This is a genomic window from Agarivorans sp. OAG1, assembly GCF_037076485.1.
In the GTDB taxonomy this organism is placed as follows: Bacteria; Pseudomonadota; Gammaproteobacteria; order Enterobacterales; family Celerinatantimonadaceae; genus Agarivorans; species Agarivorans albus.
The window spans coordinates 860,438-884,757 of record NZ_AP028990.1 but is presented as its reverse complement, the minus strand read 5'-3'; the positions used below and the strand labels follow the sequence as shown (position 1 = coordinate 884,757).

General features: G+C 45.7%; 20 protein-coding genes. 14 read left to right on the top strand and 6 right to left on the bottom strand.

Annotated features, from left to right (window positions below; translation table 11 throughout):
* Positions 1-9: 9 nt before the first annotated feature.
* Together OAG1_RS04085 and OAG1_RS04080 are read right to left on the bottom strand one after the other, a co-directional pair.
* Positions 10-198: a hypothetical protein gene (locus tag OAG1_RS04085; RefSeq protein ID WP_338624194.1), complete on the bottom strand. Its 189-nt coding sequence runs from the start codon at positions 196-198 to the stop codon at positions 10-12.
* A 22-nt stretch (positions 199-220) separates the two neighbouring features.
* The gene (locus OAG1_RS04080) at positions 221-649 is read right to left on the bottom strand and encodes a hypothetical protein (protein WP_215426388.1); all 429 of its coding nucleotides are present in this window, start codon (positions 647-649) and stop codon (positions 221-223) included.
* A 386-nt stretch (positions 650-1,035) separates the two neighbouring features.
* On the opposite strand from OAG1_RS04080, the gene OAG1_RS04075 reads away from it, so the two are divergent.
* From OAG1_RS04075 to OAG1_RS04065, 3 genes are all read left to right on the top strand, one after another.
* Positions 1,036-1,716 carry a Crp/Fnr family transcriptional regulator gene (locus tag OAG1_RS04075; protein WP_338624190.1) on the top strand — a complete coding sequence of 227 codons (681 nt, stop codon included), beginning with the start codon at positions 1,036-1,038 and terminating at the stop codon, positions 1,714-1,716.
* Positions 1,717-1,761: 45 nt separating this feature from the next.
* Complete coding sequence (locus OAG1_RS04070) at positions 1,762-2,127, top strand: VOC family protein (RefSeq protein ID WP_338624187.1); 366 nt, start codon at positions 1,762-1,764, stop codon at positions 2,125-2,127.
* Between the two features lie 294 nt (positions 2,128-2,421).
* Complete coding sequence (locus OAG1_RS04065; RefSeq protein ID WP_338624185.1) at positions 2,422-2,787, top strand: DUF4019 domain-containing protein; 366 nt, start codon at positions 2,422-2,424, stop codon at positions 2,785-2,787.
* Positions 2,788-2,857: 70 nt separating this feature from the next.
* Here OAG1_RS04065 and OAG1_RS04060 read toward each other — a convergent pair whose 3' ends face one another.
* Positions 2,858-4,630 (bottom strand): IucA/IucC family protein, encoded by a 1,773-nt coding sequence (locus tag OAG1_RS04060; protein ID WP_338624182.1) that lies wholly within the window; start codon positions 4,628-4,630, stop codon positions 2,858-2,860.
* A gap of 190 nt (positions 4,631-4,820) precedes the next feature.
* On the opposite strand from OAG1_RS04060, the gene OAG1_RS04055 reads away from it, so the two are divergent.
* The 8 genes from OAG1_RS04055 to OAG1_RS04020 are packed head-to-tail and all read left to right on the top strand — an operon-like array spanning position 4,821 to position 16,491.
* On the top strand, positions 4,821-5,930 hold the full coding sequence (locus OAG1_RS04055) for a hypothetical protein (RefSeq protein ID WP_338624179.1): 1,110 nt from the start codon (positions 4,821-4,823) through the stop codon (positions 5,928-5,930).
* Between the two features lie 28 nt (positions 5,931-5,958).
* Entirely contained in the window at positions 5,959-8,184 is a 2,226-nt protein-coding gene (locus OAG1_RS04050) for a TonB-dependent siderophore receptor (protein WP_338624177.1), read from the top strand.
* Positions 8,185-8,194: 10 nt separating this feature from the next.
* Positions 8,195-8,965 (top strand): ABC transporter ATP-binding protein, encoded by a 771-nt coding sequence (locus OAG1_RS04045; RefSeq protein WP_338624174.1) that lies wholly within the window; start codon positions 8,195-8,197, stop codon positions 8,963-8,965.
* Positions 8,962-9,906 carry an iron-siderophore ABC transporter substrate-binding protein gene (locus OAG1_RS04040; protein ID WP_338624171.1) on the top strand — a complete coding sequence of 315 codons (945 nt, stop codon included), beginning with the start codon at positions 8,962-8,964 and terminating at the stop codon, positions 9,904-9,906. The genes OAG1_RS04045 and OAG1_RS04040 overlap by 4 nt, the downstream gene beginning before the upstream one ends.
* Positions 9,899-11,821: an iron ABC transporter permease gene (locus OAG1_RS04035; RefSeq protein ID WP_338624169.1), complete on the top strand. Its 1,923-nt coding sequence runs from the start codon at positions 9,899-9,901 to the stop codon at positions 11,819-11,821. Before OAG1_RS04040 ends, OAG1_RS04035 begins: the two co-directional genes overlap by 8 nt.
* Positions 11,818-12,441: a nitroreductase gene (locus OAG1_RS04030; RefSeq protein WP_338624167.1), complete on the top strand. Its 624-nt coding sequence runs from the start codon at positions 11,818-11,820 to the stop codon at positions 12,439-12,441. Before OAG1_RS04035 ends, OAG1_RS04030 begins: the two co-directional genes overlap by 4 nt.
* Entirely contained in the window at positions 12,438-15,164 is a 2,727-nt protein-coding gene (locus OAG1_RS04025; RefSeq protein ID WP_338624165.1) for a GNAT family N-acetyltransferase, read from the top strand. Before OAG1_RS04030 ends, OAG1_RS04025 begins: the two co-directional genes overlap by 4 nt.
* A 10-nt stretch (positions 15,165-15,174) precedes the next feature.
* Entirely contained in the window at positions 15,175-16,491 is a 1,317-nt protein-coding gene (locus OAG1_RS04020; RefSeq protein ID WP_338624162.1) for a SidA/IucD/PvdA family monooxygenase, read from the top strand.
* A gap of 116 nt (positions 16,492-16,607) precedes the next feature.
* Here OAG1_RS04020 and preA read toward each other — a convergent pair whose 3' ends face one another.
* Positions 16,608-17,882, bottom strand: a complete 1,275-nt coding sequence (gene preA, locus OAG1_RS04015) for an NAD-dependent dihydropyrimidine dehydrogenase subunit PreA (RefSeq protein ID WP_221074687.1) — start codon at positions 17,880-17,882, stop codon at positions 16,608-16,610.
* 4 nt (positions 17,883-17,886) lie between these two features.
* Complete coding sequence (locus OAG1_RS04010; protein ID WP_221074688.1) at positions 17,887-19,242, bottom strand: NAD(P)-dependent oxidoreductase; 1,356 nt, start codon at positions 19,240-19,242, stop codon at positions 17,887-17,889.
* Positions 19,243-19,537: 295 nt separating this feature from the next.
* Here OAG1_RS04010 and OAG1_RS04005 point away from each other — a divergent pair, with 295 nt between their 5' ends.
* Positions 19,538-20,188 (top strand): TetR family transcriptional regulator C-terminal domain-containing protein, encoded by a 651-nt coding sequence (locus OAG1_RS04005; RefSeq protein ID WP_016401611.1) that lies wholly within the window; start codon positions 19,538-19,540, stop codon positions 20,186-20,188.
* A gap of 86 nt (positions 20,189-20,274) precedes the next feature.
* Here OAG1_RS04005 and OAG1_RS04000 read toward each other — a convergent pair whose 3' ends face one another.
* The gene (locus OAG1_RS04000) at positions 20,275-21,543 is read right to left on the bottom strand and encodes a Zn-dependent hydrolase (protein ID WP_016401612.1); all 1,269 of its coding nucleotides are present in this window, start codon (positions 21,541-21,543) and stop codon (positions 20,275-20,277) included.
* Between the two features lie 448 nt (positions 21,544-21,991).
* Here OAG1_RS04000 and hydA point away from each other — a divergent pair, with 448 nt between their 5' ends.
* A complete protein-coding gene (gene hydA, locus OAG1_RS03995) occupies positions 21,992-23,431 on the top strand; it encodes a dihydropyrimidinase (RefSeq protein ID WP_338624157.1) in 1,440 nt (479 codons plus the stop codon).
* 37 nt (positions 23,432-23,468) lie between these two features.
* Positions 23,469-24,302 carry an ABC transporter ATP-binding protein gene (locus tag OAG1_RS03990; protein WP_338624155.1) on the top strand — a complete coding sequence of 278 codons (834 nt, stop codon included), beginning with the start codon at positions 23,469-23,471 and terminating at the stop codon, positions 24,300-24,302.
* The last annotated feature ends 18 nt before the right edge of the window (positions 24,303-24,320 follow it).

Genomic DNA, 24,320 nt, shown 5'->3' with positions numbered 1-24,320 from the left:
CTTATCTCCTTATTTTTTTGATGCTGCTTTTTTACGTATAATAAACAACAGGCCGGCCGCAACAAGAATCGGGGCTAACCATAGAAAGTGAACTAAGTTTGACCAACTAGATTGATGATCGTGACCAGCATGGGCAAACACCATACAAGGCAGCAACGCAGCACTTATTGCCAGTGTTTTTACGGCAAGATTTTTCATAAAAGTCCTTTTACATTTAGGGTTAGTGGTAGGTTCTTTGATCGCCATAAGCTAGCTCAAGTTGAGATTCAAGCTCGGCTAAACAGGCCTCACAGGGTGGATGTTCTTTGGCAAACTCAAGCAAAGGATTAAGCGTAAGTTTGATTGCCTTAAGCGCAATCAGCTGTAAATCCTCATCACTTTGCTGATCTTGATAAATGCGTAACATCGACTGATGCGGAATAAACAAACAGCGTTGAGCATCTTCAAACTTGCCGGCACGGTTAAACATTTCGGCAAGGTTGTGATAAGCACAAATCCACCCTTGAATGGATTCGACGCAACGTGGATTTTTAACCAATCGCTCTTCAAGCAGAAAAATTGCGTCTTCGTAATAACGTTCAGCTTCAGGCCAATTTTGTTGGTTAAAAAACTGATTGCCGATATTCATCATTCCTTGCCAAGTATTCACATTTCACCGCCAACAAATACAAATGAAAATCATTATCATTAAGATCTTTTAGCTTTGCAAATACTTTGTTAATAAGAAAGTGATTATTTTTTAGCTAAAATGTCACAGGCCGAGCTGTAGCGAATAGGCAAACGCAAACATGGCTATTACATAGCGACATCGCTATACAGAAGAGACAAACTGCGGCTAAACAGCAGCGACTGAGAACATCAGCAGGCTTAGTAATACAGCTATTGCAACTAAGACAATCCTTTGAAACTCTCGACTAATACCAAACATATATCCTCCAAAACCGCTTGCCTTTCAAATGATATTGATTATCATTCCCAATATAATTCAAGTGAATGTTTTATCTTCTTGATAATTATCAAGCGTGAGGTTTAGTTATGTCAGCGTCGATGATATCCATATTAAAAACCAAAGAAAAACAGCTATTTCTTGAAGGAAGAACAGAGCTTTATTGCAAAGCTGGCGACCTGTTATTTAGCCAAGGACAGTCAGCTAACCACATGTATCGCATAGAAAAAGGTAAAGTATCACTGTTTCGACTAATGCCTAATGGCGATGAAAAACTGTTTAAAGTGTTCATGGCCGGCGATATTTTTGCCGAAGTTGCGTTATTTTTAAGCCCAAGAAAATACCCAATGAGTGCTCGTATAGAGCAAGACTCCATTCTCTCCTCTTTCTCCTATGATCATGTCTTTAGTACGCTTCACCAATGCCCTGAGCTGTCACTACGAATATTGGGTTTTATGGGCAACCGCATAGGCGAATTGATGAATACTATCGACATTTTAACCCAGGTAAATGCTAATCAGCGCTTAGTGATGAAACTGGCAGAGATCTACAAGAAACAGTATGTAAAAGAGAACCGAATAGCCCTGCCTTGCAGTAAAAAGCTGCTAGCATCTCAATTAGGCATGACGCCAGAAACCTTATCCAGAACCATGAAAAAACTTAAAACCGAGGGCCTAATTGAAGAAGTAGGCTCAAACCTGTTGCTGCCCGATATCCCATCACTATGTCGCTCGGTAAACTTAACTCAAGAGATGTTTAGTGCAGCTTAACTAAATAACCACAACTGCTAGACCTGCTTAGCAGTAAGGAAAACCATGAAGCCGCTACAGTCCATTGAAATAAAAGCATTTATACCTAGTAAGGATTTTGAAACCTCCATCCAGTTTTACCAAACCATTGGTTTTACCATGGCTTCAAAAGAGCAGGGTGTTGCCTACTTCCACCATCAAAATTGTTCTTTTTTACTGCAAAACTTTTACCAAAAGCAGTTATGCGACAACTTGATGTTGCATTTACTGGTTAAAGACCTAGAACACTGGCATCAAACCATTAGCGACAAACTCTCTGGCTCGGGATTGGCATTTAGCATCACACCAATCAGTGAGCAACCATGGGGAATGCGTGATTTTTGCCTCACCGATCCCAGTGGAGTGCTGTGGCGTATTGGAGAAAACCAATAGAACCAAGCAACAACTTAGGGCCTGTTGATCTTTGCTGATGGTTTTTACAGCAATTTATTAACCATTTAGGCAAGGCAGTGAGTGTGAAGTTAAGTGGGCTTAATAATCACTCGCTAACGCTGGATAAATGGCTAAGAAATGCTACCCGAAGGGTTCAGATAAGCGAACTTTACTCTTCGTTGAACACTTTTCACTTAGCCCACTAGGTTTCAAAGTGCTCGCCGCGATTAAAGCCCGCTTATCTTGAATAAAATTTCAACACCAAAGATCAACAGGCCCTTGTAAGGAAATAAGGTGAAAATAAACAAAGAGTTAAAAATAGAAGCAGTAAATGAAGCTTTAGCTTGGTTACATTTAATTGATAATAGCCACTATGGAAAAGCCTACAAGGCAACAGCTGACTACTTTCGCTCACAAATTTCCTTAGATGAGCTCAGTAAACGCATTAAACTAGTCAATCAGCAAGTGGGAGAAACCACCTGCCGAACCTTAAAAAGCACCAACCACATTTGCAAAGTACCGCATGCTCCTGTGGGAGACTATGTCATTATAGAATTCGAACTAGAAGCTGAACATACCGCAAGGGTGATAGAAACCGTGACACCGGTGTTTGAGAACGGTCATTGGAAGGTTTGCGGCTATTACGTCTCTGCAGCTTAGCCAGCCTCAGATCAACAAACACTTAAGAGCGAGCTTCGCCCTTAAGCATTATGCCAGTAAAGCTTGAGAATCAATTCTCAGGGCTAATAGAGCAACACAGAGGATTTGCTATCGGCTCGCCAATTTCCGGTAATGGCCGCTGATCACTATCGCCATACCCAATCTTAAATCGCACCCGATTTACACAAATCTTTTCTATTTCTGGTTTAAATATATCAAACAACTCAAAGCGTTGTTTTAGCTCTGGATGACTAGCTTGATAACTAGCAAGCTCTTGGGCAAGCCAGCTATAAAACTGCTGTTCACTCACACCTAAACTGACCAACTTAGGCGAAACAAAGCGCAGCACCGTAACAAAGTGGCCAGTAATCAAATCATGGATCAAATAGTTAGCGGGCAAGCGAGTTAAGTTAGCTCTCACTTCGCTATCTAGGCTTTCAAGCTCTGGAAATGCTTGGTCAATTAAGCGCAAATCACCATGAAAGTCTTTAATAATGCAACCTGCAGGTTGGTGTTTATCCAGTACCAAGGTAATGTTTTGCCCGTGGGCGACCAAGGCTACGCCATAGCGACACATTAAGTGATATAGGGGTACTACCACGTGTTTAAACAACTTACGCAGCCACGTTTCGGCACTAATCTCAGCTAAGCTGATCAGCGCAACAATCGCAGCTTCTCCCCCATTGTCTTGCTGCATTAGAGTGGCCATAGACATCGGCCGCTGCTGCTGTGGAATTACTGCTTCTGCGCGCTCTCGCCATATACAGCCCAACATTTCTTTATAGCGGTAAGCCCCCGCCTGCAACTGTTGCTGCTGAGGATGAGGGCAAAATACGCCTGCCACCTCTTGTTGAACATACAGCCCGCGCTCTACAAACAAAGCGTCTTGCTGGCTCAACCCCGCTAACCATTCAGACAACTGTGGCCCCTGAGCAATAAACTGCCCGGGGATCCCTCGATAACAAGAAGTATTAAGAATGGTTAAGGCGGTTTTCACATCAAAAGCCAAGGCTGGGTTGTCGCTGCTTAGGGTGCGAATAGATTGCTGTGCTAGCCAGCAACCGGCTACTTCGCCCAAGTAAATCATCGAGCCTTCGGCTAAGTATTGCGCATATTGCACCTGAATAAAGCGCTCAAACTGCCATGGATGAACTGCCAAAACATAATGGGTATTCTGCCAATCATTAGGCAGTTTGGAATTCATAGAACTAAATGCTTGCTCACTCAAGGTTTGTTCAAGTAGGGCTGCTTGGCTTAAGCCAGGTTTAAAGCCTACCTGGCAGAGCGTTTTATCTACGGCTAGGTAATGCAGCTTAATTGCGCTTGCCGATTCTGGCGCATAGCTCGCAAGCTCTTGGCTACCCCAGCCTAAACGCCCTTTGTTAGCAATGGCCTTAGGATGAGCGTCTAAATAGACTTGTCGCTGGGTTTCGTTAAGCAATACTAAATCGGTCGCATTGATGTTTTGTTGCTGCTCCCAACGTAGCACATCACTGTATAAGGTTTGTTGTATCTCCTCTAACAGCCCGGCCAAATTAATATCACTAATCTGAATTTGGCTTTGAATATCCAACAGTAATTCACTAGCAAGCGGGACACTTGCGTCACTTAATTCAATACTTGATGGCTCAATAATAAACATGCCCCAGATAGTCTGCTTGGCGTTAAAACGCCAGTTACGACTTGCCGTAGCCAGAACATATTGCAAAGTATCCGAGGATTTAGCTTGCTGTTTACTAGCGGCCACTAGGCTAAATTTAAGCCGTTCTTCAAACTGTAATTCACTCAAAATTTTTGCGACCAAATGAATATTGGCCAACTGCCACTGAGCTTGATTGAACATTACTTATCCTAACCCCTTGTAAAACTAAGTTTATTTTTTGTTGCTATTTTTGTTAGCAATATATTGACATGAGCCACAAAAATAAACAATGATAATGCAAATTATTATCATTTGTATTTAAGTTATAGTTTTGTTGTATCGCTGCTTACTCATTCTTTTGGGCTTAAACCAAACTTTGGTGCTGGCTTTTTTGCCAGAACTATCGAACTTACTCGGGTTTAGCCAAAGCGAAAAAGACTTAGGATTAGTCACCCTGATCTTAAACCTGAACCTAATCACTTATTGGTTTGGCGTGAAATTTTGGGGAAATAGACTTAGCCAATTAGGCCTTTGGACTAGCACACGCATTGCTGTGGGCGGCTTCTTGGTAGCCAATGTATTATTTTGGCTAAGCCTTTTTGCCAGCGAGCAAACTTCGCTACTAGTGGTTGGTGCAAGCCGTTTGTTGTTGGGTGTATTTAGCAGCGCTTTTGTTATTTTGGCTCACTGCCACCTTAGCGTGGTAAACAAAACTAACCTTGGGCAACTGGCCAAAACCAGCGGTGCCATCACCATTGGCAGGTTATTAGGGCCTAGCTTGGCCTTACTTCCTCTGGCCACAAATTGGCTTATGTTTAGCCCTATTGTGCTGGTTTTACCTGCCTTGTTATATAGCCTTAGCACCACCCCGCCGTGGTCTAGCGCTAAGCAACAGCAAACCCAAAATCACGCTATAACCTCATCTAAGTCTTGGCATTTTAAAAGTATTTTAAGCTTGGCGGTGCTAACCACTTCACTGGTTAGCATTGTTCAATATTATGTTCTTCCCCAGCTATTTAACTTTGGTTATCAGGGTGAACAAGCCAGCAAGGTATATGCCTCTCTACTGCTGTATTTAAGCTCGGCACTGATTGTTTATCAGTTCTTCTTACTGCCTGTAATCTCCCGCTACGCGCGGCTTATTCCCGGCATTTTTTTACTATTTCTTGGTAGCGGCGCCATGCTACTTAGCCTCTCGGTAGCCACTTGGTGGCTGTTATTGCTGGCATTAGCCCTCTTGGCTTTTGCTATTTCAGGCCTGCCAAGTTGGTATAGCCAACAAGCCTACCAAGCCAATCCATCACTTTCGTTTAGAGCAAAACGAAGTGCCTATTTGGCCAGGGCTCACACCGCTGGCTACCTGCTAGGTACCGCAGTAGCGAGTATCAGTTTATTGCTGAGCATCCCCCTGCTCACCCCAATTTGGTTGTTCAGTTTGGCAATGATCGGATTGATCGTTCACCTAAACCGACAAGCTCAACTGCAAGCAACTCTTACGTAACAACAATAACTAAGGTTCAAGGAAGATAATGAACAAACTAAACACTTTAAGCACCAAATTAACACCACTAGCACTCGTGCTGTTTGCCAGTTGTGGCCATGCAGCCAATACCTTGGAAACGGTGGTGGTCACTGCTAACCGGGTGGATACCTCAATCTCAGATATCGCAGCCACCATGTGGGTGATTGAGCAAGACCAGTTAAACCGCGAAATAAACACCGGTGCCGACTTAAAAACCGCCTTAGGTCGCCTTATCCCTAGCTTTGATTTTGGTAACGAAGGACGCACCAACTTTGGCCAAAATCTGCGTGGCCGCTCTGCGCTGGTAATGATTGATGGCGTATCGCTTAACTCAACCCGCGCAATTAGCCGCCAGTTAGACAGCATAGACCCATTCAATATTGCTCACGTAGAAGTGCTATCGGGCGCTACATCGATATATGGCGCAGGCGCAGCCGGCGGTATTATCAACATCATCACCAAAAAAGCGACGCCTGATGAAACAAAAGTTGAGCTAAGAGTTGGCGGTTCTTCTGGTTTTAATAGCAGCGAGGATCTCAACAAGAACCTAGCGTTAGCAGTATCTGGTGGTAGCGAAAAACTACGAGGAAGACTGTCTGCAGCCTACGAAGGGCGGGGCGCATCCTACGACGCCAATGGCCAAATGATTTTGCCAGACATCACCCAAACCGATCTGCAATTTAATCAAAGCATCGATATCATGGGTAATCTTGAATTTGAACCCACCAGCGAACAGCTATTATCGCTTACAGGCCAATACTACAACAGCGAACAAGATACAGAGTACGGCACTTATTTAGGCCCTAACTTAGCCGGTATTTTTGGTGCACCAGAACTAATTAGCATTCAAAAAGGCCTGCAACTAGAGGAGCAACCCGCCACCGAGCGTGTGCTAGTAAATGCGCAATACCGACACAACAACCTGTTAAATCAAACCATGCTGGCCCAGGCGTATTACCGCAGCGAGTCGATGCAGTTTTATCCCTTCCCATCGATTTATCAAGTAACTGGTTCGCCGCTACCCGGTAATAGTTACCCCTTATACGGCGCGTCATTACAAGAAACCGATGTACTTGGCGCAAAACTGCTGTTCACTAAAGACTTTGATAGCCTGGAAATTAGCTACGGTATTGATGCCGAGTCTGAGTCTTTTTCTGCCAAGCAAAAAATCTTTGATACCAACACCGCGCTAGCCTCTGGCGGCATGAACTTTAAGCAAGTACAAACCCTGCAGCGCTACCCAGATATTGATACCCAGAAGCTGTCGGCTTTTGGCCAAGCGAACTGGGACATCAACCAAGATTGGAGTGTATCTGGCGGCCTACGTTACCAATACATAGAGCATGAAGTAGGCGACAACGTAGGCGTATTGCAACAACACTTAGCAGGCATTGGCGCTTACGGCGCAATTGCACCTGATGCTATTAAAGGCGGCAAAACCGACTACAACGAGCTGCTGTTTAACCTAGGTGCAATTTATCGAATTAACGACCAACAGCAACTTTGGGCCAACTTTAGCCAAGGTTTCAACTTACCAGACCCAGCCAAATACTACGGCAATGGTACTTACAGTGGCACCTATGGAGACGGCCCAAGCTTGGTTGACAGCATTAACGTTGCCGATAACCGCCTTGAAGGGGTTAAAACTAACTCACTCGAACTAGGTTGGCGTACCGCCCAACAAAACTACGATGTGCAATTAGCGGCTTACTATTCATTGTCGGATAAGACCACCTCTTACGATCGTAGCAACCTAGCAGTAGTAGTGAACGACGATGAACGACGCATCTACGGACTAGAAGGACAAGCCAACTACCTGTTCACCGAAAACTGGTACGGCGGTGTACAAGCGCATTTAATCAAAAGCCAAACTAAATCAGACGGCTCTTGGAGCGCACTAGCAGCCGAAGAAACCAGCCCATCTAATGCCGTACTGCGCGGTGGTTACGACAACTTTAACTATGGCGCCGAACTGCAATGGCAAACGCTGGCTGACTACAGCGATGACAACGGCGGAGAGCTTAAGGGTTATTCGTTAGCTAACTTAAGCGCTTACTACGCCTTGCCGGTTGGCCAACTTAACTTTGGTATTCAAAACCTCTTCAACAAAGACTACGAAACCCTATGGTCACAACGCGCGCAGATCCTTTACAGCAGCATTTCGGCACCAGAATTGTTTAGCTTTAAAGGCCAAGGCAGAACCTACGCACTTAGCTACACCGCTGAATTCTAGGGGATAGCGCTTGTTTACTTTTAATAATATTTCCCTCCAACTGGGGGGAAATACCATTCTCAAAAATATGAGTGGAACGATACAGCAAGGCGCGGTTACCGCGCTGATTGGTCCTAACGGCTCAGGCAAAAGCACCCTTTTGTCGGTGCTTTGTGGCTTGCAAGCCCCTTCCAGTGGGCATGTGGAATTTGCTGGCCAAGCTTTACCAAGCTATAGCCGTGCTCAGCTAGCTAAAAAGCTAGCCTTGTTACCACAACGCAACCCCGTGCCTGCTACCTTAAATGTGGCCGACTTAGTGTGTTTTGGTCGTCACCCTCACCGCCCTTGGTACAAAAATATCTCTAGCAAAGATAAGGAAATCATTGATTGGGCGATGCAAGAAACTGGGGTTAAACATTATGCTCGGCAATTGCTTACCGATTTATCGGGTGGCGAATTACAGCGTGTTTGGTTAGCGATGGTACTTGCCCAAGATACCGAAGTATTAATGTTGGATGAACCTACCTCTTGGCTAGATATCTCTCACCAATTGAGCCTGCTTAAAATTGTTCGACGCTTGAACCAGAAATACCACAAAACCATAGTATGGGTACTCCACGATTTAAACCAAGCCGCGCAGTTTAGCGACCAAGCCATTTTGATAAATCATGGCCTCATTGTGAATAGTGGTGAGGCAAAACAGGTGATTAACGCCAAGGACGTAAGCGAAGTTTACCAAACACCGGTTACCAGCCACCAACTAGGGCAACAACAAATACTATGGCCAGAGGAACAGCAATGATCCTGCTAGCAACTCGCCTCATGTTTTTAGCCATAACCTTACTAAGCACAACAGCGGCTCATGCCGCGGGCCAGCGAGTATGTTTAAGCAATTGCGTTAGCCTTGAGCAGCCTGCTGTGCGGGTAGTGGCACTTAATTGGTCAGCAGCGGAAATGCTGCTGAGCTTAGATATTGTGCCAGTGGGAGTGACCTTAACCAAAGGTTACAAAAAGTGGCAAACCAACCACCCTGCACTGCCCGACTCGGTCACTGAAATAGGCCGTCGCCAAGAGCCAGATCTGGCCACTATCGCGAGGTTAAAGCCCGACTTAATTATCGGTTATGAATTTCGCCATCGCCGAATTTTAGACGCCTTAGAGCACATAGCTCCTACTTTGCTTTACCAGCAATTTCCCTCAGCTAAGCAAACTGACTTTAGTTACTTTGAGCAGTCGCAAAAGGTATTTAGTGGCATTGCTAAGTTAGTGAATAAAACTGAACTCGCCGATGCAACTTTACAGCGTTTGAACCGGCGCTTAGCCGAGCTAAAACAGCAACTTGCAGACCAAGGTTTAAGCAATAAACCAATTGCTTACGCCAAGTTTGTTGGCATGGGTTACGGCTTAAGAGTATTCACCGATAAAAGCCTGGCAGGGGCGATAAGCCAGCAGCTAGGGCTCAATTATGTTTGGCAGCAAGGTTTGCCGGGTAAAGATTTTATCCACCTGCAACTTGAGCAGCTGCCAAAGCTAAGCAACAGCCATTTGCTGCTTGCGGGTAACCAAGTAGACGGCGAGCGCATGATGCATTCACCGGTGTGGCCTTTATTGCCTTTTGTTGAGCAGAACCAGTTTTCGGAAGTTGAACCTTTATTTAGTTTTGGTGGGCCACTGTCGTCGATAAAAATGGCTGAATCCTTTGCTAATTCACTACTAGATTGGCAGGAGCAACAAGGTGGTTAAATCTCTTTCTTCAAGCCTAGGTTTGCTACTGTTACTGCTAAGCGCATACTATTTTAGCCGCCCCGCCATTGCACCGGTTGGTTTGGCAGACGCAATGCTGACTAACATTTGGCTACCTACCGCGCTAATGGCTTTATGCACTGGCGGACTGCTGGCAAGCTCCGGTTTTTTAATTCAAAACAGCTTAGATAACGACTTTGCCTCCCCATCTACTTTAGGAATTGCCGCTGGTGCGCTGCTTGGAGCAGTGCTAGTGCGGGTAATTGTGCCAGAGGCTAATCTACAACTAGTATGGGTGGGTGCCTTAGTTGGTGGCCTGTTGCTGTCTTTGGCGGTATTAGCGGTTAGCCAGCTAATTGGAGGCGGCAAACTGCCAGTAGTATTAATTGGCATGGCGCTGGGTTTAAGCGCTGGCGCGCTATCTTCATTATTTATGCTGTACTTCGAAAATCAAACCGATGGCTTGTTTTTGTGGGGCAGCGGCCAAGTACTGCAAACCAACCCAGAAGTACTAAAACAAACAGCGCTCCCCATGCTGGCATTTTTGGCCTTAAGCCTCTTGGTCTTGCCTAAGCTGGCGCTATTTTTATTAGGCGATACCAATGCCGCAGCCTTGGGTTTAGCAGTTAAACCTTGGCGATGGACTATTTTGCTGCTCGCCATTGGCCAAGCTGCGTTAGCCACATCAATCGTTGGCATGATTGGCTTTGTGGGCTTAATGGCGCCTCACCTTACTCGCTTGGTATTAAGACTCGCTAAGGGCGAAAACAATAATGTCGCTTTACAATGGTTAGTCACCGTTATTATTGGTGCAGCCTTAGTATTAGCCGCAGAGTGGTGCTCGCGCAGCTTACTGTTTCTGGGGTATCGCTTACCAACTGGCGCTTTTACTGCCTTGCTTGGCGCGCCTTACTTTGTATTCCTGCTCTTTCAACGCTCGGGTAAAGCACTTGCAGCCGTGGAAAGCCAAAACATCGGCTTAACACCAATCATTAATGCCCGACCTCGCGTGGTACTGGCTTCGCTTTGTGCTCTGCTTGGTTTAAGTTTGTTTTTTTGTTTGCGCAGCCCACAAGATGTAGGCGCAATATGGGTGAATCAGCGGGTGCTGTTGGCGGGTTTAGGTGGTTTTGGCTTAGCCTGCGCAGGTACTTTGCTGCAAACCTTATTTAAAAACCCCATGGCCAGCCCAGATATTTCGGGTGTAAGTGCGGTGGCAGTATTACTGATTGCCGTGGTATTGGTGTACTTTCCAGCTGCAAATCAATGGCAGTTAACCCTCGCCGCATTAGTAGGTGGAAGCTTGGTGATTGGCTTACTCTCTTGGGGCTTAAAACAGCAACTCAGTGTTGCCCAGCTAGCCTTATTTGGCATTGTAATTACTGCTTTTGCTGGCACCGCCACCCAGATTTTACTCACCTTTGGCAGCTCCACCGCCTCGGTCACCATGATGTGGTTAGCGGGTACCACCTACGGGGCAACCTTTGATCGAATTATCCCAATAGCTTCGGTTATCGCACTTTGCTTGGTTGCCATCATCCCGCTATTAAGGCAGTTAGATTTAATGCCGCTTGGCGAAGTTATTCCTAAAACCTTAGGCCTGGCGTTACAGCGCCAACGTTATTTGTTATTGGCTATTTCGGCGGTTCTCACTGCTATTTGTGTATCCAGTATTGGGGCGATTAGCTTTATCGGCTTGTTAGCACCGCACTGTGCGCGGCTTTTAGGTTTATATCGCCACCAGCATCTATTACCTGCATCGGGCATTACTGGTGCCATTTTATTGATATGGGCCGACCGCTTAGGCCGCGAATTAATGGCGCCTAACGAAATACCCGCTGGCCTTATGGTATCGGTTATCGGCTCCATCTACTTCATTTTACTCTTGCTTCTTAGCTACAGGAATCGCGTGTGAATACACTCCAACAATTTCTCAATCAACGTGTGTCTTACCACGTTCATGAGCTGTCTTTGCCGGCGCCTAATACCCAGCAAATGACCGATATATTACAAGCGGCCATGAGCACTCCCGACCACGGAAAGCTAAAGCCATGGCACTTTTTAGTGATTAAGCAAACACGCATTGAAGAGCTAATTAGCTTGCTACAAACCGCATGGCAACAAAGCAATAGTGAGCTAGAACCACAGCGAGCGAAACGCCTTGCTAGCTACTTAAAACAAGCCCCCAGCATCGTATTGGTATCAGCCGAAATAAACGAGCCTAGCCCCATCTCCAAACAAGACCAAGTGTTCTCTGCAGCAGCCGCGTGCCAAATGATTTTGTTAGCTGCAGACGCTTTGGGGTTTGGCGGAGTTTGGTATAGCACTGATGCGGTCGAGCTACCTAATGTGCGCCAATTATTGGGCCTACAAAATAAGCACCAACCAGTAGGTTTTTTGGTGTTAGGTAGCCCAATAAGTAAAAGAGAAAAAGCCCGCTCCAATGTGAGCGACCACAGCTTCGAGTGGCTTGGCGCGGCAAACGTAAGCCCTTGGGGAGAAACTAAATCAGCCAATCAGGAGCGACTAAAATGAGTACCCATGCACTTTGTCAGCAGGCTTTTTTCAATAGCCTTTTGGCTGAAACCGCCAACAAACATCTCGAGGGAGAGTCGGTCTTTCTTCCTCTTTCTACTAAGGCCAGCTTGGAGTTAAAGCTACGTTACGTATCGCCCAGCTGGCGCCACCGTTATAGCGGCGAAATCATTTTGCATGAGGCGCAAAGCCAAAGCCCAATAAGCTTTAAGCAAGCTACTACGCTGGTTGTAAATGCACTTTACCCTGAGTTAAGCGAAGACAAAAAAGCCTTATTTTTACAGCGGGTGCAAGATTCTAATTGCTACATAAACAGCGCCGAGCAGGCACGAGCAGAGCGCTCTACGCTCACGCTAGACCAATTTATCATGTCGGAGCAAAGTTTAACTGGTGGCCACAGCATGCACCCTGCAGGTAAAAGCTGCGAGCCGCTTAACCAGCAAGAGAAAACCCAATATTTGCCAGAGTTTGCTGGCCAATTCTCGATAGAATGGTTTGCGGTACATAGCTCGCACTTAGCAGGCGAAAGTGAAGTTGGCGACCTAAGCGAAAAGCTCAAGCAACTGTATAGCAACAGCGTTAAGATCGCCAAAGAGCCGAGCGATATTCAATTTATCGATAAACAATGGGTGCCGTTTCCAATGCACCCCTTGCAAGCTAAAGCTTGGCGAGAAAGCCAGCAGGCTTTAAGCCTGAACGAAGTGGTAAAAGACTTAGCGCTAAGCTCACCTGGCTGGACAGCTACCTCGTCTAGCCGTGCGATTTATCATCCACAACAAGCTTGGATGTTAAAGGTTTCATTACCGGTTAAGCTCACCAATTCTTTACGCCTATTAAGCAGCAAAGAAGCCAAACGAGGCATTCAATTTTCTCAACTACTTAACAGTGAGAACGGATCAGAGTTACGCCAACGCTTGCCAAACAGCTACTTTATCGAAGAGCCGCTTTGGGCCAGCATTAACGACATAGATGGAGAGGTGTTAGATCTTCCACTCATTAGTTTTAGAGAAAATCCCTTCCATAAATCCAATCAAGAGAAAAGCCAGTTAAACGCAGCCAATGTGTATTGTTTAGCTAGCATAAACCAAGTAAACGCCAGCCAAACCGAGCCGCAAATAGTTAGCTGGATTAAGCGCTATGCCCAGCAACAGCAACTGTGTTTTGAGCACGCTGCACTGCGTTGGATGTCGACCTTTTGGGATAATGTAATCAAGCCACTGTGTATCGCACGTTCAGATTATGGCTTTGTTTTGCTGGCCCACCAGCAAAATATCTTGGTCAAAATTGAAGATAATTTACCGTCAGGCTCAGCCTTTAGAGATTGCCAAGGTATAGGCTTAACCAGCCAAGCATTAGCATTATTCAAAGAGCAACTTAGCGATGGCGCACCAGAGTACTTTATGGAAGCCGAGCAGGTTAATCCTTATCACGCTTATTATTTGATAGGCAATACCTTACTCAACACCATAGCTGCCATCGGAGCGGACGAGCTAATTAACGAAACCAAACTGTGGGATTTATGTCGCGACAAAATTAGTGAGCTTAGCGCCAGAAACCCGAAAGATAACTCTTTTTTCAGCTATTTACTCAACTCATCAAACCTTCACTGGAAGCGCAATTTCTATTGCTTTTTAGCCGACCATAACGAGGCCACATTAGCTGACCCGAGCCAGATTTATTGCTCTATTTCCAATCCTTTTAAACAGCAAAAAGCTGAGCAATTAAGCTTTAAAAGCTTAGCCGGAGGCCGAACCCTTTGTTTCGCAGATGAACGCATCTCGGATAATGCCATTAAGTTCGAGATTCGAGAGAACGGGACAAGCCTAAGCCAAGGATTAATAGAAAAAGTAGGTGATTGGTGCCAACTCAGTTTTGAAGAAGATGATGCGCAGCTAAATGCGATTCATAAAACCGATGACTTACTATGGTGGAGCGCAGCTGAACATGGCTTGTTCCAACTTAACGTAGCAGCCTTACAAAGTAACTACTACCCCAAAGCAGCCAAAGCATTAGTTGCGAAGTCTCAATATAAGGCTTTGAGTTTAAGTCAGTTTTTGCAAACTGCGCCACTATGGCGAGAGCCGCAAGCAGCGCATCAGCCGCAAACCTTAGTGGCCACTAACGGCATAAAGCATCCTACTCGCCCCAACAAACCAACCGGGCAAGTATTTACCCGCTATTTTTATCACCTTAAGCGACAAGTCACCTTTAGGGTGATAGACAAACAGCGAGATTTAAGCTGCTTTAACCGCTGGCACAACCACCCCATTATCTCACCGGTATGGGAGTTAGAAGGCAGCCTTCAAAGCCACACTAAGTACCTAAGCAAAATGGAAGATGACGCCCATCAATACGCCGTAATTGGTGAATTTGACGGCATTCCCTTTGGTTATTTTGAGGTGTATTGGACGCCAGAAGACAGGTTAGGTCCGCATTATCAATGCCAAGGTCACGATCGAGGAGTACACATACTGGTAGGCAATTTTAGCTTTAGAGGCGGCGTGTACTTTGATACATGGGGCTCGGCCATTTTGCAGTACTGCTTTTTAGATGAGCCCAACACCCAACGAATCATGGGCGAGCCGCGTGCCGATAATCACCGCGTAGTTAGCATTACCGAAAGACTAGGTTTAGAAAAGCAATTCGAGTTTGATTTTCCTCACAAGCGAGCGGCTCTATTACAGTGTGACCGCGAACGTTTTTTCACACAATATGCGATTTAGGGATAGTAATATGAACACTCAAAAAGTAGATCTATTAGGCGTTGGTATTGGCCCCTTTAACCTTAGTATTGCCGCGCTTGCCAGCACTAAATCGGCCCTTTCCACTCTATTTTTGGAACGAAAGAAGGAGTTTGCGTGGCACCCTGGTTTGTTGCTTAACGACGCAAAAATGCAAACCTCTTACTTAAAAGATTTAGTTACTGGTATAGACCCAACCAACCCCTATAGTTTTTTAAACTACTTGGTGGAGCAGCATAAACTCTATCCATTTATTGCTTCCGGCCAATCGGTAATATCGCGTTTAGAATTTTCCCACTACTTAAGCTGGGCGGCCCACAGTTTGGCTAATACCCGATTTGACCAAAACGTTCAGTCAATCGAGTTTGATGGTGACCTTTTTAGTATCGAGACTGACAATCAGTGTTATCAAAGTAAACACTTGGTAGTAGGCACTGGCATGCAACCGCAAGTACCAGCGTTTTGCGAACCACACATAAGCAACAGCTGTTTTCATGCCAGTGAATTAGCGCTAAGAAAACCCAATTTATGCGGTAAACGAGTAGCTGTAATTGGTGGCGGACAAACTGGTGCAGACGTATTCCAACACATCTTCGACAATACCTTTGGTGAGGTTAAAGAGATTAATTGGATATCGCGCCGCTCTAACATAGAAGCCTTAGATGAAAGCTGCTTTACTGACCAGTACTTCATGCCAGATTACGTAGATGGTTTTTACCAACTGGCACAGCAAACCAAGAACAGTGAAGTATCGCGACAGAAGCTAACCAGCGATGGCATCACCAATGATTGCCTACAAGGCATTTATCAACGCTTATACCACGACCGTTTTGTACTCAATAAACCGAGTTGGTGGTCTATTCAACCCAATCGTACCCTTATGTCTATGGCACATTCAGAGCTTGGTTATAAGCTGCATTTGGAACACGGTCTTACCCACGACAATACTCAAATAAACGCCGATGTAGTGATTTTGTGCACCGGTTATAGCCGTGCTCTGCCGGCATGCTTAAGTGAACTTGCCAAGCAAATCCCACTTAATCCGCAAGGCCTGCCCGAGCTATGCCCAGACTTTAGCGTGAAATGGCCTGGTGCAAATCGCAACCACATTTACATGGTTAATGCTGGCATTCATAGCCACGGCATTGCCGAGCCGCAATTAAGCTTAGCCACTTGGCGTGCGGCGAAAATACTTAACCACGCCAGCGGCCAAAATCTCTACGATATTGAGCCCGCCGAGGCAGTCGTTGACTGGGGATTAAATGCTATGGAGCAAACCGAGCAAGGTTTAGCGGCATTAGGTTCATAGTTGTTAATTGCGGCTTCGGCCGCTTTATCTCCCTTCAGCAGCCCTCAAGTTAGCTATCTAGAAACAAGCCTCCAAAAGTTCTGGAGGCTAGTAGTTATGCGCTGAAACTAAGGCCGTTATGAAGCATCTTTATAAGGGTTACGCGGGTCTTGCGTCCAGTTCATGTAAGGCTTCTCGGCCTCCTTTTGCTCCATCTTAATACACTGCTCAACTGGGCAGGTGATTTGGCAAAGGTTACAGCCTACGCATTTATCTTCAATTACTTCAAACGCAACACTGCCATCGGCGCGCTCTGTTTTATTGATGGCTTGGTGAGAGGTATCTTCACAGGCAATATAGCAGCGGCCGCAGCCAATACATTTGTCTTCGTCAATATCGGCTACAACTTTGTAGTTCATATTGAGGTACTTCCAATCGGTAGTATTAGGAACTGCTAGGCCTTGAAAGTCAGTGATTTTTTCATAACCCTTGCTGTCCATCCAATTAGATAAGCCCGACTTCATCTCTTCAACAATTCTAAATCCGTAGATCATCGCCGCGGTACACACTTGCACCGAGCCCGACCCCAAAGAAATAAACTCTGCTGCATCGCGCCAATTACCGATACCACCAATCCCCGAGATGGGTAAGCCCGCGGTTTCCGGATCACGAGCAATTTCGCTCACCATGTTTAAGGCAATCGGTTTAACTGCTGGGCCACAATAGCCACCATGAGTACTCTTACCATCTACAATCGGTCTGGCGGCCATTTGGTCCAAATCAATACCAGTAATTGAGTTAATAGTGTTAATCAGCGATACCGCGTCGGCGCCACCTCGTTTTGCCGCCTGAGCAGAAAAACGAATATCGGTAATGTTAGGTGTGAGTTTTACGATAACCGGCATGCTACTGTAGATTTTGCACCAGCGAGTCACCATTTCTACGTACTCTGGCACTTGTCCTACCGCTGCGCCCATGCCTCGCTCGGGCATCCCATGAGGACAACCAAAGTTAAGCTCTAAACCATCGGCTCCTGTTTGCTCAACTTGTTTTACAATTTTCTTCCAGGCTTCTTCTTCACAAGGCACCATCAGCGATACTACTAGCGCCCTATCTGGCCAGCTTTTTTTAACCGCTTCAATTTCACGTAAGTTAACTTCTAAGCTGCGATCGGTAATTAACTCGATGTTGTTAAAGCCAGCCACTTCGCCATTGTGGTCATAAATCGCCGAATAACGAGATGATACATTTACCGCTGCAGGATCTTCGCCTAGTGTTTTCCACACCACCCCACCCCAGCCGGCTTCATAGGCTCGTTCCACATTGTAAGCCTTGTCTGTTGGCGGAGCAGACGCTAGCCAAAATGGGTTTGGAGATTTAATTCCTGCAAATTCTATTGATAAGTCAGCCATAATTTCACACCTCTACCGAATTAATATGTTGATGAATAGCTAAGGCAGCTAACTTGCCTTGCTGAACAGCTTCAACAGTAAGATCTTGTCCCTCTGCGGTGCAGTCGCCACCAGCAAACACGCCATCAAGGCTAGTAACCTGCTGGCCTACGGTAGTGATTTTACCGTTACTTAGGGTGGGAATTAGCTGCTCTTTTTCGGGGTAAGCAAATTTTTGCCCCACCGCTTTGAATACAGCAGAGCAAGCAATATCAAAGGTTTGCTCGCTATCTTTTAATTGCCCGTCTTCACTATAGGTTTTCCTAAAGGTCATACTGCGTAGCACGCCATCATGGTCGAGGTTAATCTTCTCGGGCTTGGCCCAGGTTTTTATTCTCACCTGATGATTTTTAGCAATTTGTTGTTCGTGTTTGGTGGCGCTCATTTGCTCTTCACCACGGCGATAAACTAAGGTAACTTCTTCGGTGCCTAAACGTTTAAGCTGGCATGCCATGTCTATTGCGGTATTGCCCGCCCCAATAACTACTGCGCTTTCCGGTGGGATATCGAGTTGATTGAGGTCACTGGCTTGGCGTAACTCTCTAATAAAATCAACAGCATTAATCACTTGAGGATGAACTTCGTTCACCAACATTAATGACTGCACATCTTGTAGGCCCAGTGCCAAGAACACTGCATCAAACTTGTCTTTTAGTTGCTCTAGGCTGATGTCTTTTCCTAAAGCTGTTTCGGTATGTAAGGTAATACCGCCGATGCTTAATATAAAATCCACTTCTTTTTGGGCAAAGTTGTCGGTGAGCTTATATTTGGCAATGCCATACTCATTTAAGCCACCCGCTTTGGATGCAGCTTCGAAAATTTCCACATCATTACCCAACATCGCTAAACGGTGAGCACAACTTAAACCGGCTGGCCCAGCACCTACAACAGCTACGGTTTTTCCAGTGGCAGCTTCACGCTTAAAGGGATGACCAACAAATACTGCATTGTCTGTCGCATGACGTTGCAATAGGCCAATCTTCACCGGAGCCTGTTCTTGTTCTTTGTTTCGAACACATGCTTGTTCACACAGTATTTCCGTTGGACACACCCGCGCACAGCTGCCACCCATTATGTTTTCTTGGTAAATGGTTTTGGCTGCGCCAGTTAAGTCATCAGCATGAATACTGGCAATAAAACTAGGAATGTTAATTTTTGAAGGGCAAGCGGTTATGCAAGGCGCGTCGTAGCAATAATAACAACGCGAACTTTCTATTCCGGCTTGGCGGGCACTTAACGCAGGGTTAATGTCCTTGAACATTTGATCAAGCGCTAGCTGCTGTTGCGAATAGCCTTGCGGCTTCTCCATACTCATCACCATGGGATCTCCTTATCTTTTTTATTACTGAGACGTGCATCTCTAGTTGTATAAAAATAAGGCAAAGCCCATGCCACCTCCTGACCGCGCGGTCAGAAGATCACTTTGAAACAATCAATATCATCATATCCATTTGTTTTTTATGGATAATTAAGTCACTTTCCAGCTAAAAATAACTTAGCACTATTACAACTGCTGCAATTACACGGTATGCTTTAGTTAGGCTACTTGCTCACTTTAAAGGCAAACAGCTACATAATAGTGCAATAAGTGCTCTTACATTGAGAAACTAATTAGTATGAAAACTCCGCCGCCAGGCAAAGCAAAACGCCGTAAGCTCGCCGATATTCGCAAAGACAACTTGAAGCAAATCTTAGAGGTAGCAGAAAAGCTATTTGCTCAAAATGGCTATAGCGCTACTACCATTGCAGCCATCGCAGCCGAAGCTAACTTACCCAAAGCAAATGTGCTCTATTACTTCAAAACTAAAGAAGCCTTATATAAGGGTGTTTTAAGCCAACTGCTGGTGGTTTGGATGAGCCACATGGATGAGATGACAGCCGATAACCACCCCAAGCTGGCGCTACGCCAATACATATTGCAAAAAATGACGCTATCTAAAGAGCACCCAAATGCCTCTCGAATATTTGCTGCCGAAATCCTGCATGGTGCGCCTTACTTGCGTGAGCAATTAGCCACCGAGCTAAAACAACAGTTTGATAAAACCTGTCAGGTATTTAGGGAATGGATCGCCAAGCAGTGGATGGATCCCATCAACCCAGAGCACCTGCTATTTATGATTTGGTCGTCTACTCAGGCTTACGCCGATTATGCAATGCAAAGCAGTATGATGATGGATAAAGAGAAGTTGGAAGAAAGCGACTACGAGGAAGGCGTTGAGTTTCTCACACGCATGGTACTTAAAGGTTGTGGCGTTAAACTATTCTAATAAAACAATAGCTTAACATCACAACAAACTAACAGAGCAAGCAATATTACTCAGTACTCTGGATAGCTTTTTTCGTTAATTTAAGTTCAAGCCAAATCACTTGCCAGCATCGTACTATCTTCACTAACTTGTTCTGCCATTGTCAGCATGGCATTTAATAATACCGAGCAGCCTGCTTCACATTCTTCTTGGGTCGTGCTCTCAATTTCGTTATGACTAATCCCATCTAGACAAGGGGTAAAAATCATTCCAGTAGGCGCAAAATCGGACACATAACAGGCGTCGTGTCCGGCACCAGCGATAATATCCATATGGCTGTACCCCAGTTTAGCCGTCGCGTTTCTTACTGCTTCGACACACGCTTTGTCAAAGTGGATAGGCTCATAATACCAAAACGGATCCAGCTCAATTGCTACTTCGGTTTGCGCGGCTAACTCAGCAACAAAATCACTAAGTTCTTTATCCATAGCACTTAGCTCTTCATCCAAAGGATGGCGTAAATCAATACTCATTTCAATTTTACCGGGAATGGTATTTCTAGAGTTGGGCGTAACATTAACAAAGCCTACGGTTCCGCACCCCGGAGGGTGAGCTTTGGCAATGTCTTCTACCTTTTGAATGAGCTGAGTACTGGCCAACAGCGCATCCTTACGCAAGTGCATTGGAGTAGTACCAGCGTGTGACTCTCGACCCGTTAACGTAGCATTAAACCAGCGCTGCCCCTGACCTCCGGTCACTACGCCAATCTGTTTTTCTTCCGCCTCTAAATAGGGGCCTTGTTCAATATGCGTTTCGAAAAAGGCATGGAACTGTCTACCGGTTACTGGAACATCTCCGGCAAAACCTATTCGCTGCAGCTCGTCACCTAAACGCAAACCATCAACATCACGACTGTCCAATATCTCTTGCAGACTAAAGCGGCCAGACACCACCCCAGACCCCATCATTGCTGGTGCGAATCGCGAGCCTTCTTCATTAGTCCATACCGATATTTCAATAGGATGTTTGGTTTTAATACCAAGATCATTGAGTGAGCGCACCACTTCTAAGCCGGATAGTACGCCGAAAACCCCATCAAATTTACCACCCGAAGGTTGAGTATCTAAGTGACTGCCTGTTCCAACAGGCGCTAAACTCATATCCTCACCGGGGCGTACACAAAATATGTTGCCAACCTGATCAACACTTACCGTACACCCGGCTTCTTCAGCCCACTTAATGTAAAGCTCGCGACCTTGCTTATCGAGATCAGTTAAGGCTAAGCGCTTGCACCCCCCTTTGGCTGTGGCACCTATTTTTGCCATTTCCATTAAACTGTCCCACAAGCGGTCACTATTAATTTTAAAGCTACTCATCATGGCCTCCAATAACCAAAATACGCCTAGTACTAAGCAGTGAAGTAACAAATCAGTTCTATACGAGGTGGACACATGCAAACTACTGACCACGCGGACAGGATATAAACCATAAACACATAAACCATTGATTTATTTAAAAATAAATAAAACGCATACAAATAACATCAGTAAAAACAGTTAATTCCCGAGTAAATTGCTCAGTTTTTATGCACTAATATTGGGCTTAACCGCCCAGCCTTGAGGCGTTAGCCTTCTTTGCCAAGCTATATAATCACTGCCACCTTAAGCTCTCAAGCCAAGTAAGTACGCGGCTTACAGCACACTCAAACACAACTTCTGTCCATATGGTCAGCAGATTGCATAAACACAAATACCTCAAAAGAGATAGATAAACACCTCATGCATGGTGTTGTCTTTAAGCAAGTCGAAATGGAGTTTGTGAGCCATGAGTTTATTAATAAAAGGTGGAAAGGTAGTAAACGCTGATCAAAGCATATTTGCCGACGTTTACTGTGAACACGGTTTGATTAAAGCAATAGGCGAGAACCTAAGCGTTCCCGACGATGCCGAAGTCATCGACGCCAAAGGCAAGCTGGTTATGCCTGGAGGTATCGATCCGCACACTCACATGCAGCTTCCGTTTATGGGAACAGTGGCAAGCGAAGACTTCTATAGCGGCACTGCTGCTGGCTTGGCCGGCGGCACCACCATGATTATCGACTTTGTAATTCCCAATCCTCAGCAACCCTTGATGGAAGCGTTTAATACTTGGAGAGATTGGGCTTCGCGCTCGGTAGCTGACTACTCTTTCCACGTAGCGGTAACCTGGTGGGACGACAGCGTATACCAAGATATGGGCCTGTTAGTTAACGAACATGGCGTGAACAGCTTTAAACACTTTATGGCATATAAAAATGCCATTATGGCGGAAGACGAAACCTTGGTGAACAGCTTCAACCGCTGCTTAGAGTTAGGCGCTATGCCTACGGTGCATGCGGAAAATGGCGAGCTTGTCTATCACCTGCAACAAAAGCTGCTTGAAGCTGGCATGACTGGCCCAGAAGCTCACCCACTCTCTCGGCCTACCGAAGTAGAAGGCGAAGCCGCCAACAGGGCGATCCGTATCGCGCAGTCTTTAGGCGTACCACTGTATTTAGTGCACGTTTCATGTAAAGAAGCAGTAGATGAAATAGCCAGGGCTCGCCATGAAGGTCAACGGGTTTACGGTGAGTGTTTAGCCGGACATTTAGAGTTAGATGACAGCGTTTATCAAAGCACTGATTGGGCAACCGCGGCTGCTCATGTTATGAGCCCGCCTTTCCGACCTAAAGGTCACCAAGAGGTATTATGGAAAGCACTACAGGGTGGCACATTACAAACTACCGCCACTGATCACTGCTGTTTTTGTGCTGAGCAAAAAGCGGCTGGGAAAGATGACTTTAGCAAAATCCCCAATGGCACTGCCGGCGTAGAAGACCGGATGATGGTGCTTTGGGATTCGGGCGTTAATCAAGGCCGTTTAAGCGAGCAAGAGTTTGTCGCGGTTACATCGACTAACTCGGCCCAAATATTCAATATTTACCCGCAAAAAGGCAGCATTGCCGTGGGCTCGGATGCCGATATCGTTATCTGGGATCCGCAGAAAAAACATACTCTCTCGGCCGCCACCCATAACCAGAAAATTGATTTTAATATCTTTGAAGGGCGCACGATAACCGGCGCACCTCACATCACTATTAGCCAAGGTAAGGTGGTATTTAAAGATGGTCAGTTGTTTGTAGAGGAAGGAGCCGGGCGCTACATAAAACGACCCGCTTTCCCTTCTATTTTTGATGCCGTGGAAAAATTTAATAAGGCAAATACTCCAGTGCCAGTACAGCGCTAATTATTTACCGAGTTAATCGCAAGACAGAGGGACAACAATGCTAGCAATTAAACAAGTCATGGATGAACAGACAATAGACCAAGCTGCTGAACTCAAACGTTCAATGATTTCGGTAGAGGATCTGTCGCTGGTGTTTACTACCAACGACGGCCCAGTAAATGCCCTTTCAAACATTAACTTGAATATTAACGAAGGCGACTTCGTTTCATTTATTGGCCCATCTGGCTGCGGTAAAACCACCCTATTGCGGGTAATTGCCGACTTAGAACAAGCCACTTCTGGCAGTATCAAAGTAGACGGCACTTCTCCTAAAGACGCCCGACTTAATCGACTTTATGGCTACGTATTTCAAGCGCCTGGCTTACTACCGTGGCGCACCATTCAACAAAACTGTGCCCTGCCAATGGAGATATCGGGTCAGTCTGGTGCTCATCAACAAAAGCAGATTGATAAAAACCTAAAAATGGTTGGCCTACAAGACTTTCACAACAAGTTTCCTTGGCAGCTATCAGGAGGCATGCAACAACGCGCCTCAATAGCCCGTGCTTTATGCATTAATCCGCAATTACTGCTAATGGATGAGCCCTTTGGAGCTCTAGATGAAATTACCCGTGACCACATGAACATGGAGTTACTACGCATCTGGCAGGAAACACAGAAAACCGTGGTATTTGTTACTCACTCTATCGACGAAGCGGTGCTTCTCTCCACCCATATCGTGGTGATGTCGCCACGACCTGGGCGAATAGTAAAAGTGATTGAGAGCCCCTTGCCTAGGTTAAAAACACTGGCATTACGCGACCAAGCGGCTTTTCATCAATTGGCTGCCGAAATTCGTAGCGCCCTAGCCAACGACCATGCCATTGATTAGATTCATGGGAGAGTAGTG